This window comes from Pedobacter chinensis, assembly GCF_003339865.1.
GTDB lineage: Bacteria > Bacteroidota > Bacteroidia > Sphingobacteriales > Sphingobacteriaceae > Pedobacter > Pedobacter chinensis.
The window spans coordinates 261,756-276,988 of record NZ_QPKV01000004.1 but is presented as its reverse complement, the minus strand read 5'-3'; the positions used below and the strand labels follow the sequence as shown (position 1 = coordinate 276,988).

General features: G+C 31.5%; 14 protein-coding genes. All 14 read left to right on the top strand.

The annotated features are described in order from the left end of the window. Positions 1–96 precede the first annotated feature (96 nt). The 14 genes from DU508_RS11495 to DU508_RS11430 all read left to right on the top strand — a co-directional run bounded on the left by DU508_RS11495 (position 97) and on the right by DU508_RS11430 (position 15,132). Positions 97–456, top strand: coding sequence for a four helix bundle protein (locus tag DU508_RS11495; RefSeq protein ID WP_115402958.1), 360 nt, complete (start codon positions 97–99; stop codon positions 454–456). A 324-nt stretch (positions 457–780) separates the two neighbouring features. After that, on the top strand, positions 781–2,043 hold the full coding sequence (locus DU508_RS11490; RefSeq protein ID WP_115402957.1) for an ABC transporter ATP-binding protein: 1,263 nt from the start codon (positions 781–783) through the stop codon (positions 2,041–2,043). After that, positions 2,040–2,777: a DUF268 domain-containing protein gene (locus tag DU508_RS11485; protein WP_115402956.1), complete on the top strand. Its 738-nt coding sequence runs from the start codon at positions 2,040–2,042 to the stop codon at positions 2,775–2,777. Before DU508_RS11490 ends, DU508_RS11485 begins: the two co-directional genes overlap by 4 nt. Continuing rightward, entirely contained in the window at positions 2,777–3,634 is an 858-nt protein-coding gene (locus DU508_RS11480) for an alpha-1,2-fucosyltransferase (protein WP_147273621.1), read from the top strand. The genes DU508_RS11485 and DU508_RS11480 overlap by 1 nt, the downstream gene beginning before the upstream one ends. Continuing rightward, positions 3,619–4,617 carry a glycosyltransferase gene (locus DU508_RS11475; protein ID WP_115402954.1) on the top strand — a complete coding sequence of 333 codons (999 nt, stop codon included), beginning with the start codon at positions 3,619–3,621 and terminating at the stop codon, positions 4,615–4,617. The genes DU508_RS11480 and DU508_RS11475 overlap by 16 nt, the downstream gene beginning before the upstream one ends. Beyond that, positions 4,614–5,750, top strand: a complete 1,137-nt coding sequence (locus DU508_RS11470) for a glycosyltransferase (protein ID WP_115402953.1) — start codon at positions 4,614–4,616, stop codon at positions 5,748–5,750. The genes DU508_RS11475 and DU508_RS11470 overlap by 4 nt, the downstream gene beginning before the upstream one ends. Then, positions 5,743–6,756: a glycosyltransferase family A protein gene (locus DU508_RS11465; protein ID WP_115402952.1), complete on the top strand. Its 1,014-nt coding sequence runs from the start codon at positions 5,743–5,745 to the stop codon at positions 6,754–6,756. Before DU508_RS11470 ends, DU508_RS11465 begins: the two co-directional genes overlap by 8 nt. Next, entirely contained in the window at positions 6,731–7,915 is a 1,185-nt protein-coding gene (locus DU508_RS11460) for a glycosyltransferase (RefSeq protein WP_115402951.1), read from the top strand. The genes DU508_RS11465 and DU508_RS11460 overlap by 26 nt, the downstream gene beginning before the upstream one ends. Beyond that, entirely contained in the window at positions 7,905–8,966 is a 1,062-nt protein-coding gene (locus DU508_RS11455) for an acyltransferase family protein (RefSeq protein ID WP_115402950.1), read from the top strand. Before DU508_RS11460 ends, DU508_RS11455 begins: the two co-directional genes overlap by 11 nt. Continuing rightward, positions 8,956–11,091 (top strand): NAD-dependent epimerase/dehydratase family protein, encoded by a 2,136-nt coding sequence (locus DU508_RS11450; protein ID WP_115402949.1) that lies wholly within the window; start codon positions 8,956–8,958, stop codon positions 11,089–11,091. Before DU508_RS11455 ends, DU508_RS11450 begins: the two co-directional genes overlap by 11 nt. Continuing rightward, entirely contained in the window at positions 11,084–12,016 is a 933-nt protein-coding gene (locus DU508_RS11445) for a glycosyltransferase family 2 protein (protein WP_115402948.1), read from the top strand. The genes DU508_RS11450 and DU508_RS11445 overlap by 8 nt, the downstream gene beginning before the upstream one ends. Next, positions 12,013–13,170, top strand: coding sequence for a glycosyltransferase (locus tag DU508_RS11440; protein ID WP_115402947.1), 1,158 nt, complete (start codon positions 12,013–12,015; stop codon positions 13,168–13,170). Before DU508_RS11445 ends, DU508_RS11440 begins: the two co-directional genes overlap by 4 nt. Positions 13,171–13,205: 35 nt before the next feature. After that, positions 13,206–13,946 (top strand): hypothetical protein, encoded by a 741-nt coding sequence (locus DU508_RS11435; RefSeq protein WP_147273620.1) that lies wholly within the window; start codon positions 13,206–13,208, stop codon positions 13,944–13,946. Positions 13,947–14,193: 247 nt separating this feature from the next. Next, the gene (locus DU508_RS11430; RefSeq protein ID WP_115402945.1) at positions 14,194–15,132 is read left to right on the top strand and encodes a DUF6625 family protein; all 939 of its coding nucleotides are present in this window, start codon (positions 14,194–14,196) and stop codon (positions 15,130–15,132) included. Positions 15,133–15,233 lie beyond the last annotated feature (101 nt).

The following is a 15,233-nucleotide window of genomic DNA, read 5'->3' as shown; positions in this document are numbered from 1 at the left end:
GGAGGGTTTAGGGGTTAGAGGGTTAGAAAGCATGGAGCAAAAGTTATATATTTATACCAATCATCCTTTATTTACTTAAAAAATTAAATAAAGATTATGCATACCTACTCATTTGAAAAGTTAGAAGTTTGGCAATTGTCGAGGGCATTTAGAAAAGACATTTACCTTTTAACCACAAAATTTCCTAAAGAAGAAACTTTTGGATTAATAAGTCAAATTAAAAGAGCTGTCAGCAGTATCGGTGCCTGTTTAGCCGAAGGTTCAGGTAAAATTACTTCGAAAGACAAAGCGCATTATACGAACATGGCTTATACTACTACTTTGGAAACGCTAAATCATTTAATTGCAGCCCTGGATTTAGATTACATAACTGAAGAAGATTATTTGAAATCACGATCGAAAATAGAAAACATAACTACTAAATTGAGTGGCTTGCGAAAAGCACAACTGACTTAATTGGGTTAAAGTTGAGGGGTTAGGGTTGAATGGTTAGGGGGGTAGTGCTGCGTACACTTAATTGGTTAGGGTTGAGTGGTTAGAGGATTAGTGCTGCGTGAACTTAATAAGGTTAGAACTGAGTGGTTAGAGGGTTAGAATTCAAAGGGCTTAATAGATTCTATAATAAAACAACTAATTTCAATGTATGAATTTATAACTGATTTGAAAATTATCATGAGCTATAGCTTCTAAACTAAATACTAATCTTTAATCCCTAAACACTCATCTCTTAAACCTCAAGCCACACTAAACCCTGCCCTCTAAACACTTAACTTAAATCACTTGGCAAATATTGCAATAAAAGTAGAAAACCTCTCCAAAGCCTACCAATTAGGCCAGATTGGAACCGGTACGATCAGTCGTGATCTGGAACGCTGGTATGCAAGAATCCGCGGAAAGGAAGATCCTTTCTTACGCATTGGCGAGACCAATGACCGCAGCGTTAGGGGCACCAGTGATGTGGTGTGGAGCTTAAAAGACATTAACTTTGAAATTGAGCAAGGCGATGCGGTGGGCATTATTGGCCGGAATGGTGCAGGAAAGAGCACTTTGCTGAAAATTTTAAGCAAGGTTACCGCCCCTACTACTGGTAAAATATCAGGTAAAGGCCGAATTGCAAGTTTATTGGAAGTCGGTACAGGGTTCCATCCAGAATTGAGCGGTAGAGAAAACATTTTTTTAAACGGTGCCATTTTGGGCATGCGTAAAAAGGAAATTCAACGCAAGCTGGAAGAAATAGTTGATTTTGCCGGTATAGAACGTTATTTGGATACGCCTGTTAAGCGTTATTCTTCTGGGATGTATGTTCGCTTGGCTTTTGCGGTAGCTGCACACTTAGAGAGTGAAATTTTAATTGTGGATGAGGTACTGGCTGTTGGGGATGCGGAATTTCAGAAAAAGTGTTTAGGCAAAATGGGAGAAGTGAGTAAAGGTGAGGGAAGAACGGTGTTGTTTGTGAGCCATAATATGGAATCAATCAAAAAATTATGCAACAAAGGATTATTGTTAAACAAGGGCCAATTAATCAAGAATGATAGTATCAATTATATCATAGAGGAATATATTAATCTTAGTACAAATACTGCAAGCATTAGATTTGCGAAATCAGAAAACCGTGAAGCTAATATATTAAAAGTGGAATTGAGAAATCTTGACGATGAGGCAAAATCCGAAATTAGCGTCTATCAAAAATGGAAAATCTATGTACAATTTGAACTCACAACTGCCATAGAAGATTTTGTTTGTGCAATAGGTGTTAGTAACATGTTAGGTGCACCATTGAAAACCACTTGGCACGAACCTTTGAACTTGCAAGTTGGAACTTACGCTGCTGAATTTATTGAAGATAAAACAACTTTTGCTATAGGTCTTTACGGCATTGCTGTTGGTTTATCTCAGAAAAATACAACCTTACATTATATAGAAAGCGCTATTAACTTTGAGATTGTTTATGGAAACGAAAAAGTAAATAATAATGTTCTCAGGTTTACTACAGATACTGGTGCTATTCTTGATCAAATGATATCTTCAGTTTATAAATTATGATAAAGAGGCTTTTCAGAAAATTAATCAAAAAATCTAACCATAAAAATGAGTCATTAAAAAGATTTGAAGAACAATTTGATCTTTTCAAAAAATCAGATATTAATCAGAAATTGAAAGTAGAAAAGGAAGATATTTATCCATGTCTCCATGACAATACTGAAACTACAGGCTTTGATGCCCATTATATCTATCACCCTGCTTGGGCAGCTAGAATTATACGTGAAATTAATCCGAGCAAACATATTGACATTTCTTCTACCCTTCATTTTTGTTCGATATTATCTGCTTTTATACCCACAGAATTTTATGATTACCGGCCTGCTAAATTAAATCTTAGTAACTTGGTTTCTGGTGAAGCAGATCTAACCAATTTATTTTTCGAAACTAGCAGCATTGATACTATCTCATGCATGCATACCGTTGAACACATCGGATTAGGAAGATATGGCGACCCAATAGATCCAGATGGAGATATTAAAGCAATCGATGAGTTGATAAGAGTTGTTAAACCAGGCGGATCTATTTTGTTTGTTACTCCTGTAGGAAATCCAAAAATCATGTTTAATGCACATCGTATATATGACCCACACATGATTACCAATCTCTTTAAAAATTGTGAGTTAAAACAATTTTCTTTGGTTACAGACCAAAATGAGTTTATAGTAAATTCTGATTTAGCAGATGGACTTTCACAAAATTATGGCTGTGGTTGTTTTTGGTTTATAAAAAACTGATGGTTATAGTTAAATTAATGGGTGGTCTAGGTAACCAAATGTTTCAATATGCAGTTGCTCGTAAACTCTCTAAAAATAAAAATGTTTATTTAGACTTAAATTTCCTTAAACAAAACAACAAATCTGATGATTTCTTTACTGCTCGAAGTTATGATTTAAATATATTTAGTAATCTGAGATCATCCATTTTACCTTCATTTATTTCAAAAATAATCTGTAGTAATAGCAAGATTACACGGCTTTTAAAATGGTTTCTACCAAAAAAAACATCAAAATTCACTTATTTAGATGATACAAATATTGAAACTAAAAGCACGATTGAAACAAACTTGTATTTAAATGGATATTTCCAAAACCCCTTACTGTTTGATGAAATAAGAGATTTACTATTAAAAGAATTCACTTTTCCCAAATTATCTAAAGCTGTTGACCAGAATAAAAATTTAATCAAAAAATCAACGAATACTGTGAGTATCCATATTAGACGGGGAGATTACCTGAAAGCAAATATCAATAGTTTTCATGGCTTATTACCAATAGAATATTATAAAAATGCAACTGAACTTTTAAATGCTAAATTAATTGATGCTACTTACTTTATTTTCTCAGACGATCCCAAATGGTGCGAAACAAATTTTTCCTTTATTGAGAAAAAGTATATCGTTTCTGGCAATAATCAAGCTTGGGTGGATATGTACTTAATGTCACAATGCGAACATCATATTGTTGCAAATAGCAGCTTCAGTTGGTGGGGAGCATGGCTAAATCAAAATATTGATAAAATAGTAATTGCACCAAAAAAATGGTTTAATTCTGAAGAAACAAATATTATCCCTAAGGAATGGATCAGCCTTTAGTTTCTGTAATAATGCCAGCTTACAATGCTGAAAAACACATTGCTGAAGCTATTCAAAGTATACTTAATCAAACTTATCAGAACTGGGAGCTACTTATTTTGGATGATGGCTCAACAGATCAGACGTTAACTATTGCAAGAAAATTTGCTAATAAAAAAATTAGTGTTTTTGCCGAAGGCAATAAAGGACAATCTGCCCAACTCAATAAAGGCATTTATTTGGCAAAAGGTAAATATATAGCCATAGCACATGCTGATGATATTAACCATAAAGAAAGGTTACAATTACAGTCTGAGTTTTTAGAAAAACATTCAGAAATTGGAATTTGTGGTAGTGCAATTGAAGCTTTCAGTATCAATTCAAATCTCAAAAAAATAATCACTTATCCTAGTAATGCTGATATATGTTATAGTAGTTTATATTATAGCAATCCCTTGGCACACCCTACGGTTATACTTAGGAAACAAATTTTAGTGGACTTTAACCAAAAATATAATGAAAGTCTGGTGGCAGCGGAAGATTATGAGCTATGGATCAGACTTTCAAAATTCACTAAAATAAGTAATCTAGATAAAGTGCTAGTTCATTATCGCTTACATGACCAACAAACAAGTGAAATCAAAAAGAATGATGAAGAAAAAACTGTAATTCAATCAAGAGCAATATTGGTTAATCAACTCTGTGAAAATGTAGATAAAAATCAAGCGTCAATGATATTTAATTTTTTCTATAGCCCAAAAAATTTAACTACTCATCAGCATTGGCAAGCTTTAACCCTTGGCATCCTTTTAATTTCAAGACAAGTTTATATGTCATCCAACAACGCACAAAAATTCTTAATTGATGTTTTCGAGAAAAATTTGAGAAGTATTCATTTCTTAGGAAGAATCAGGCATCTAATATATACGCCATTATTAATTCAGAATTTTGGAATAAGTTGTTTTTATTCAACAACTAAGAATTTATTCTTCAAAAAATCGTGAAGAAATTGGTCTTTTTTACTTTATTAAGAACAAGATCATGGGGTGGTAGCGAGAACTTATGGTTCAGAACAGCTTGCCTAGCCCTACAAAATGGCCAAGAAGTGCTTGTAATAACAGAACAAGATGACCATGAAAATTATGGATTGTTAAGAGCGCTTGGTGCTGATATTTTTATATTGGAAACATTTCTTGTCAAAAAATTAGAGCGGTTAAAACAACTTTTGGATAATTCATTTGCTAAAGGAAAATTTTTAACCCTTTTAGAGAAAAGGGTTAGGCTCTTTAATCCAGATTTAATAATCGTCAACCAACCAGGGTGTTTTGACTTATTATTTAACGAAACTATAAGTAAATTCATTGCCAATACAGAATTTAAATATATCGTCTGTTCACATTCATACATTCAAAAAAATGTGCTGAATAATATACAGGTAAAAGTAATGGCTAATCTATTAAAAGAGGCTTCAAAATGCTTTTTTGTTGCCCAAAAACAGGCACATACCATTCTAAAGCAATTAAAGATCAATTTAACTAATATTGAATACTTATACAATCCTCTTAATTTAAAATCAACAGATTATATACCCTACCCTAAAACGGAAACAATTTATTTTGCCATGGTAGGAAGCCTAGATATAGACTGGAAAGGCCAGGATATAGTTATCAATATCCTTTCCAAGCTAGAATGGATGAAAAGAAATTGGTATCTCAATATTTTTGGGGATGGACCAGATCTAATCATGCTTAAAGAACTGATAGAAAAGCATAATCTGCAAGACAAAATTAAATTAAAAGGCCAAAATAAAGACATCAGAAAAATTTGGGAACATCATCATATCTTATTAATGCCATCAAGAGTTGATGCAGCCCCATCTGTTTTACTCGAAGCAATGGCATGCGGAAGAACAGCTATTTGTACAAATATTGGCTTTGTTGAAGACTGGATTGAGGATAACATTAATGGCTTTATTGCACAAAATAATAACATAGATGTTTTTGCTGAAATGCTAAACGATGCTTGGCATAAAAAAGCTAGTTGGGAAAATATGGGATTTTTAGCACATGAGAAAGTTACTGATTATTTTCCTGAGAAGCCTGAGCAGTTCTTTTTAGATCGTCTAAATAATGAATAACCCTGGAATTTCTGTAATTATTTGCACTTATAATGGCCTAAATAAGCTATTATCAACAATTAGCCATTTGATTAATCAAAAAAATTTAATTGGTATTGACTGGGAAATTTTAATTATTGATAATGCAAGTACCGATGGTACTTTTAACTGGTTAACTGAGTTAATTGATAAAAATAATTATCAAAACCTAATTAAATTACACCAACAACCTATACCTGGAAAGCTTGCTGCATTAAAAATGGGTGTATATAAAGCTAATTTCGACTACCTACTCATCTGTGATGATGATAACTGGTTAGATGAGAATTATTTACATCGAGTCTATCAGATTTTTAAAAACGAACCTAAAATAGGCGTTATTGGAGGCAATGGGCAACCTGCAACTCAGGAAGTACCTAAATGGATTAAACCTTATTTGCATAATTATGCTGCAGCACCACAATGGTCAAAATCTGCAGATATAACTAACCAGATAGGGAGTGTTTATGGTGCAGGCATGGGTATTAGAAAGAGAATTTATGCTAATGTTTTTTCTGATGATTGGATTTTAAACCTATCTGCTTTTAGAGAAAAGAATAACTTAATGAGTGGAGAAGATACTGAAATTTGTTATATAGCAAGGTTTTTAGGATATAGCATATATTATGATGAAGACTTAACGTTTAAGCATACTATACCGATTGATAAATTAAACCCTGAATATTACCTAAGACTTGTACATCTATTTGGTTTTGGCCATTCAGTATTAATCCCTTATCAAGAGATTTTTTATGATAACTTGATAACAAATCAAAACAAATTCCCACAAAATATAATCGTAGAATTATATAGATTGATAAGGTATGATATTTCAGCTTTTTTATTAAATAAAAACTTAGAAAATAGGCGTAAATTAACATACAGATGGGGCTTTATAAAAGGATTAATATTAAATTTCAATAAAATTCTTAAGCTGAAAAAATTTTTAAAATCAAAAGAAAATGCCAGTCCTTCATCTCATATCTAATTTAGATAATAGTGGCGGAACTATTGCCGCATTAAATTTGCATAAAGCTTTAATTAACGTTGGTTATGATAGCGCTGTACTTTCGACCAATAAGCTTGCTGGTGTATTATATGGAAATGGGTATAGAAAATTTGGCGGCATCAGTGGTAGAATTCAACAAGCATTTTTAAAATTAGAAAATCTGCTTGCTCAACCTGGTTTTATAAACCCTGTTGACAAATGGCTGGTTAAAAATGAATTGGAAAAATACAACGGAATAATACATATTCATGTTACCCATGTTGCGCAAACCTCTTTTAAATTAATCAATTGGTTAGCAAAAGATAAAAAAGTATTTTGGACATTACATGATCTTTGGCCTTTAACTGCCAAGTGCATCCATCCAACATATTGCAATAAATGGCAAAAAGGATGTTATAATTGCCCTAAATTAGAAGAATATCCTAAATTAAATTGGGACAATACTCCAAATCTTTATAAGCATAAATGGAACTTCATAATAAATAATCAAATTCATTTTATAGCACCGTCTAATTGGATAAATGAGCTCACTTCAGAAAAAATAATAAAAAATGGAAGTAAGATTTCAACCATTTATCATGGAATTGACAATGCTATCTTTAAACCTAGAAATCTTGTCGAATCCAGAAAAATCTTTGATCTACCAATAAAAGCTAATGTTATATTTTTTCCACAAGGCAGATGGGACGATAAGAAAAAGGGAATTGAATGGTATGAAAAAATAAAACAAGCACTTATTTATTCTGATTTGAAAGAACAATTTATTTTATTGAGACTAGGTCAAGTGTCCCAAATCAATAAATTTAATCATAATTTGTCCGAAATTATTTTACCATTAACTACTTTTCCCGAAGTAATGGCCAGCTACTACCAGTGTGCAAATGTAAGTGTAACATTAAGTGAGACAGAAACCTTTGGATTATGTGTAGCTGAAAGTCTCTCATGCAATATACCAGTAATTGGCCGGGATGCACCTGGTGTTCGAGAACTGATTAACAATGGTTTATTGAAAAATAATGTAGATGAATTGATTGAATTAATTAAAGTTAAAAAATGGGAGATGACAGATCAGCAAAATGAGAATAACTTTTCAGAAGTAATCTGGGCGAAAAAACACATCGATTTATATGAAGCCTAATTATACAATCGACCAACTGTATAATCCTAAAAGTAATTCTATTGGTTTTTTAAGGTTAATTCTGGCTTTAATGGTTATAATGCAGCATAGTTTCGTATTAAACAACGAGTTAGAGCCATTAACAAGTATAGGCTTTTTGAGTTCAGGTGCCATTGGGGTACATAGTTTTTTTATTTTGAGTGGTTTTTTAATTTCAAGCAGTTGGATTAACAATCCAAACTTTATAAACTTTTCGTTACGAAGAATACTAAGAATATTCCCAGCATTCTGGGTTTGTTTAATCGTAGTTGCTTTTATATTTGTTCCAATTACTTTAATTTTAAACAAAACATCATCGATTGACTTTGACCTCATTAAATCTCAATGTACCTATTTGTTATATAACCTGTCCTTAATTATAAATCAGCCTGATATTTTAAACTTAACACATGGATTAGCTGAAAGATCATTAAATGGATCCCTTTGGACATTATCATGGGAATTTTTATTTTATGTTCTTCTAGCAATTGTAGGTTTTTTTGGTCTATTGAGCAAAAGAAAAATATGGATAACTCTTTTAATTATTATCTGCATTATTACATATTGGTTTAGTGATTGTAAATGTACAATTTTCTTAAAATTATATGTTTCTGAAAACGTGGCGATTTTGCCTTATATGTTTGGTGTTGGTGTGTTATGCGCTATTTATAAAAAACATATTCCACATTCACATTTATTATTTTGTTTAAGTGTTATTGCATGGCTTCTGGATATTAAGTATAATGAACATCTACCTTTACACCCATTTTTTCTTTCATACATATTAATGTGGCTAATGATTAATCTGCCTATAAAATCATTTGAAAAACATGGTGATTATTCATACGGTATATATATTTATCATTTCCCCATCATTCAAATTATTCTTTTAACAACAGGAGTTGTTATCCCATCATATTTATTGTTTTTTGTTGTGTTAATTCCAACTTTTTTAATGGCTTACCTAAGTTGGAAATATGTTGAAGAGCCTTCATTATCTTTAAAAAGATACTTTAAAAAAAATGGAAAGTAAGCAAAAATATCTCATAATTGGTGGAGGAGCAGTAGTAAGAGAATACTATATTCCAGCCCTATCTTATCTTAAAATATTAGATGCCGTTACAGTTATTGAACCCGACTCTAAATCGGCAGCATTATTGCGTCAAGCTAAAATAAATGTTATTGAAGAAAAATTTGAGAAGTATTTTTATCAAAATGATATTAACTATGATTTTGCAATTATTACACTCCCAAATCATTTGCACGAACTAGCTATTAAAATATGCCTGAAAAACAATATAACAGTTCTATGTGAGAAGCCGTTAAGTTTGAGTATGGAATCTTGTAATAGGATTATCGACTATCAAAACCATTCAGACAAGAAAGTATATACGGGAATGGTAAGACGCTTTATGCCATCCTTTATGGCAATGTATAATAATCTTCATCTAGTTGGCAATGTTAAGGAGGTTATTGTAGAAGATGGGAATCCATTTGCTTGGGTTGCCGACAGCTATGCATTCTTTGATCCAAGAAATGGTGGTGTACTTGCCGATATGGGTGTGCATTACCTTGATTTATTATACAAATTATTTGGCTCAATAGAAGCATTCACTTATGAAGATGATGCTGAAGGCGGAGTTGAAGCCAATTGCACATATCAACTGAAAACCCAAAATGATATTCCGATAGTACTAAAATTATCTAGAACAACCAAATTGAAGAATAAATTTGAAATAATAGGTTCAAGAGGCAAGCTTTGGATAGAGAAAGATAAATTTGACACATGTTACTTTTCATCAGTTAAGGAGAGTATCCATGAAATCAGAATTAAAAATGCCTTTAATGATCCTAAGTTAAATTACACCTTTGAAGCATGTTTTGTACAACAATTAACCTCTTTTTTTAACCAAGATAAAAGTCTGGTTAATTTAGAAGATGCTACAGCAGTAGTAAAGTTAATTGAAGATGCTTATCAAAAAAAATCTTCTAAGTCATCTGTAATTAATAAAGATCAACCTTCTTATTTTATTACCGGCGGTACTGGCTTTATTGGTACTGCATTAATTGAACGTTTATGGAATAACGGGATTAGGAATATCAAAGCACCAGTAAGAAGTTATAAAAATTGTGCTCCAATAGCTCGTCTAAAAATTGAGTTGCCAAGATTAGATTTGTTAGATTATGATGCTGTTAAGCAAAGTATAAAAGGTTGGCAATATGTAATTCATCTTGCTTATGCTGCAGATGGAGCAAATGCTTATGAAATGAATGTAACTGCTACACAAAACGTAATAAAAGCAGCATGCGAGCAGGGTGCCGAAGCAGTTGTGGTATTAAGTACGATGAATGTTTATGGTCTTCCAAATGGCGAAGTAACCGAAAATACTAGTCAAAAACCAGCTGGTGGAGCATATGGTAAAACAAAAAAAATAATGCAGGAATGGGTACTAAATTTTGCAAAATCGCAAAGTAAAACCAGAATTGTAGTTTTAAATCCAACATGTGTATATGGCCCCAATGGCAAAACCTATACTACCCTACCAATTACGTTGGCTAAACACAATCGTTTTTGCTGGGTTGACGAAGGTAAAGGTCTGGCCAATATTGTATATATTGAAAACCTACTTGACGCTATAATGCAGGCATTACTTGTTAAGAACGCTCATGCACAAAATTTTATAATAACTGATGGAACATTAACGTGGAAAGAATTTCTAAGTCCATTTTTGGGTAAAAAAAAAGAACAAATTATATCATTAAAAAAAGAAGATTTGTTAAATGGAAGTTTTAATGAAAAATCGAATCTTAAACAAATTAAAAATTATCTATTAAGCAACTTTGAATTCGTATCGCTAATTAATGCACACCCTTATTTGGGCAGCTTTAAAAAAGTATTATTTTCTAGATTACCTCAATTTAGAAATAAATTAGCTAATCAACGACAAGTTGTATGGGATGTAGCAAGTGCAGATAATTTAAGTTCAGCACAAGAAGAAAAGTTTAATCCACCAATCTGGCTTAATGAACTCTTTGGTTTCAACTCTAGTCAATTTTCTGCTGCAAAAGCAAAAGAAATTTTAAGATGGACTCCAGCAATTGATATTGCTACAGGAATTAAACAAACAAAGAAATGGTTAGAGTCAAATCATGAATAAAATAGTTTCAGTAATTATCCCAGCCTATAATGCTTCAAAAACTATTGAACAAACCTTAGTTTCAGTATTCGAACAAACTTATGAAGATATTGAAATTATCGTTGTTAACGATGGTTCTATAGATCAAACTTTAGAAATATTAGAAAAATACACCAACAAAATTAACATGATTAGTACTTCAAATAAAGGAGTTAGTCATGCACGAAATCTGGGACTTTTACACGCTAAAGGTTTTTACATACAGTATCTAGATTCAGACGATTTATTGATGCCAGATAAACTGAGTGTTCAAGTTAACGCATTAAATACCAGTAATGCCGATGTCGCTTATGGAGATTGGCAAAAATTCATACAAAATTCTACTGAAATAAAGTTACTGGAAAAAATAGAACGACAAATTAGTGGAGATATTGAAATCGCTCTATTTACAGATTTTTGGTGTCCACCCGCAGCTTTATTATATACAAAAAAAATAACCGATCAATTAAGCTGGAATGAAAATTTACCAGTCATTCAGGATGCTAGGTATTTATTAGATTCTGCTCTTGCAAAAGGAAAATTTATATATACACCTGGCATTATGGCCAGATATAGAACTGCTCAGGAAAAATCTTTGTCCCAAAAAAGTGAAGCAGCATTCGTTCGAGATTGTTTTGAAAATGCAAAAGAAGTATATCAGATCTGGGCAGCAACGACAAAGTTCGATCAGGCAAAAAAATCTGCAGTAATTGGTGTTTTAAGATATTGTATAAATAGGTTCAGTGTTTTTGATCATCAATTAGCTAATAAGGCAATTGATTTATTATTGCATATAGCGCCTAAATATATTCCTGAACAAAGAAGCTTATTAAGAAGTTTAAGTAAAATTTTTGGTTATAGAAACGCAGAAAAGATTGCAGGTCTAAAACGTCATCTCATTAAATGAAAGTTTGTTTAGTTTCTGAATATTTCTATCCGCATGGGAAAGGTGGGACTGAAAAATATGTTTACCAGCTTGCCAAAGAATTAATGCGACAAGATAATGAGGTTTGTGTTATTACGGTTAGTGAAGAAGAAAATTCAGATTATTTTTATAAAGGAATTATTGTAAAAACTGTATTAATCGAATCGAATTATTCAAAAGCTATAATCTCTGGTCGACAGGGTTCTCCAAACATTAAAAGGTTTGAAAACATCCTAATTTACGAAAAACCAGAAATCGTACATTTTCATACTTTAACCCCTAGTTTTAATTTTTTTCATTTCGAAATTGCAAAATCGCTAAGCTCTACAATTTATTTTACAGCTCATATACCGGGAATAACTTGCATTCATGGTGATTTAATGCTATTTGGCAAAAAAGCGTGCGATGGAAAAATCATTGAACATAGGTGCCTTGCTTGTTACATCAACAAGAAAAAAATCCATAAAGAAATGGCTAGTCTGATGGCAAGTTTGATACTCCAAGCCAATTATCCAACAGCTTTGGCGAATGTAGTTAAACAAAAGCAAAAAGATGTAATCCGCTTAAACGAGCTTTGCGATGTAATTTACATTTTCACAGAATGGCAAAAAGAAATATTTATCAAGAATGGGATTGACCTTTCAAAACTGGTAATGACCCAACAGATGGAAGTTGTCGACCCCAAAAGTCAAAGTATTAAATCTACACCAAAAGAACCAGGAAAAATAAAATTAGGGTTTATAGGGAGGATTAGCCATGAAAAGGGTTTACATATTTTAATTAATGCTTTTAAAGCTGTTAATAACCCCAACTTAGAATTACATATTGCCGGAATTATTGCAGACAAACAAGACTCTTATTTTCAGCAACTAATAACTAAAAAACACTCAAATATTTATTGGAACTATAATTTATCACAACAAGAAGTGGAAGCATTTTATGATACTATTGATGTTATTTGTATTCCTTCCATATGGTACGAAACAGGGCCATTTGTTTTATATGAGGCCTTTAAAAAACACCTGCCAGTAATTGCCAATGACTTAGGAGATATGAGAATATGGGCAAATAAAGGATATGACTTAAGATTATATCAAGATAAAAAAGAATTGATAGACATGCTAAGTCAATATTAATGAGCATTCCGATAATTATATCTACCTATAACAAAATGGAGAAGTTTATCGATCCATCAGTGACATTAATGGATATCACTTGGAAAAACCATGGGAAAATCTATGTAATTAGTGATAATAAAAGTTTCGCAAAAACAGATAAGTGTGAAAAAATATATAGATATGATGCCAATCTCTCTTGGATGGATTTATTGCACCAGGGTTTGCTTGATTTTAAAAAGGATTTTAAAAATTCTAACATTGTATATTTTATGTTGGAAGACTTAACCCCTCTAAAACACATTGATTTGGAACGATTACAATTAATTGAAGATGCTTTCATAGATTTAGATTGGAGTTTTTTATATTTCCCTCATTATGAAAATGAATTCTTTTTTAACATTACTCACAAGAATCAATTATTTTCAGAAACTTCAGATGATTGGCTATTTTATTCACAGATCGGAGTCGGGCTTTTTAAATTGGATTACTTAATAGAACTATGTAAATTGGGATTAAGTAATAAGTTAAAATCTCCATGGGAATTTGAGTATATTAAAACCTCAACTAAGCACTACATATCTAGTTATAAATGGCCAACCGTAAGAGATGGCTATTCCATACAAAATCATGTCAATTTACAAGCAATTAGGTATATTGATAAAAAAGGGATTCTTTTATGGAGAATGCTTTTCAAGACATACTTAAATCAAATTCCAAATAGGATTTATAGACATTTTTTTCGTTCTAAGATGAAAAGTCTAATTATGAATTTTAAAAATATGCTAAACAAGTGAAGTCAGAATTAAACAAGGTACATTTTGTGCGAGCCATTGCTGCTGTTGGAGTATGTATATTCCATCTGCTTCTTGGAGAAAAACCAGCTATAAAATGGTCCAAAGCAATTATCTATAATATAAAGTCTAAATCTACTCTATAGCAGTCAAAAGTTTAATGCCCATTGATATAAAATAAAAAATATATTTCAATTCGAAATAAACTAATACTTACTATTTGCTTTTATTCCCCAATCATTTAATTAGTATGATTAATAAAAAGATGATATTAATACTGCCATATTTTGGAAGTTGGCCTAAATACCTTGATTTATATCTTAAAGGTTGCAGTAATAACAAATGGTTGACCGTTTTATTTATAACCAATTGCAAAACTCCTCGAAATTACCCTCCAAATGTTAAATTTATAAAAAAAGAGTTGCATGAAATTTCTAGCTTAATCTCAGAAAGATTAAATATTCCTAACTATGAATTATCATCTTCTTATAAGCTCTGTGATTTTAAACCAACATATGGGCATCTATTTAATGAGCATATAAAAAATTATGATTATTGGGGCTTCGGAGATATAGATTTAATATATGGGTCACTAGATTCTTTTTACTTTCCAAAAATCGATAAGGATTATGATGTGATATCAGCAAGAGAAGAAATCGTTTCAGGTTCACTTACCTTTATTAAAAACAATATTTACAATAATTTGCTATTTAAAAAATTAGAAAATTTTGATCTGTTGATTAAAAGTGAAGCCTATGAAGGAATTGATGAAACAAGCCATGTTGAAGATATGTGGCAAGGCTTAAATAAATTGGAGTTACCAAAATCATCTTTTACTTACTTGGTAGCACATGAGAATAATTTAGAAAATATAAAAGCATCCTTTGAAACCATTATTTGTGAAAATTTACTAAACCATGAATTGATCAAGTTTAAAGATGGGAACTTATGCTATCAAAAAAAGAACATTGCATATTTTCATTATGTAATGAATAAAAGAAAACCATATTTTACCTACCCATCATGGAAGCAAATACCTAATGAATTCTATATTACAAATACTGGCTTTTATAAAAAATTTTATGTAAAAGAACTATATGGTCCAATTAAAATGATGATAACAAACATGGTTTATTACTTAAAAAGAAGTCCTTCCTACATTTTAAGAAAAATCAAAGGAAATAAATAAAATCGCTATGACAACTGTAATTATATGCCGCAAGATAAAAAGGCGCTGTTTAAAACCATTTAGCGCTGCTAATGACATTATATATAAGTTCTGGTAATAAT

Excerpts from the sequence above, each read along its gene's own strand:
- DU508_RS11430 (WP_115402945.1), top strand. The coding sequence starts at position 14,194 with ATGATTAATAAAAAGATGATATTAATACTGCCATATTTTGGAAGTTGG.
- DU508_RS11465 (WP_115402952.1), top strand. The coding sequence starts at position 5,743 with ATGAATAACCCTGGAATTTCTGTAATTATTTGCACTTATAATGGCCTA.
- DU508_RS11445 (WP_115402948.1), top strand. The coding sequence starts at position 11,084 with ATGAATAAAATAGTTTCAGTAATTATCCCAGCCTATAATGCTTCAAAA.
- DU508_RS11455 (WP_115402950.1), top strand. The coding sequence starts at position 7,905 with ATGAAGCCTAATTATACAATCGACCAACTGTATAATCCTAAAAGTAAT.
- DU508_RS11450 (WP_115402949.1), top strand. The coding sequence starts at position 8,956 with ATGGAAAGTAAGCAAAAATATCTCATAATTGGTGGAGGAGCAGTAGTA.
- DU508_RS11475 (WP_115402954.1), top strand. The coding sequence starts at position 3,619 with ATGGATCAGCCTTTAGTTTCTGTAATAATGCCAGCTTACAATGCTGAA.
- DU508_RS11485 (WP_115402956.1), top strand. The coding sequence starts at position 2,040 with ATGATAAAGAGGCTTTTCAGAAAATTAATCAAAAAATCTAACCATAAA.
- DU508_RS11460 (WP_115402951.1), top strand. The coding sequence starts at position 6,731 with ATGCCAGTCCTTCATCTCATATCTAATTTAGATAATAGTGGCGGAACT.
- DU508_RS11480 (WP_147273621.1), top strand. The coding sequence starts at position 2,777 with ATGGTTATAGTTAAATTAATGGGTGGTCTAGGTAACCAAATGTTTCAA.
- DU508_RS11435 (WP_147273620.1), top strand. The coding sequence starts at position 13,206 with ATGGAGAAGTTTATCGATCCATCAGTGACATTAATGGATATCACTTGG.
- DU508_RS11495 (WP_115402958.1), top strand. The coding sequence starts at position 97 with ATGCATACCTACTCATTTGAAAAGTTAGAAGTTTGGCAATTGTCGAGG.
- DU508_RS11440 (WP_115402947.1), top strand. The coding sequence starts at position 12,013 with ATGAAAGTTTGTTTAGTTTCTGAATATTTCTATCCGCATGGGAAAGGT.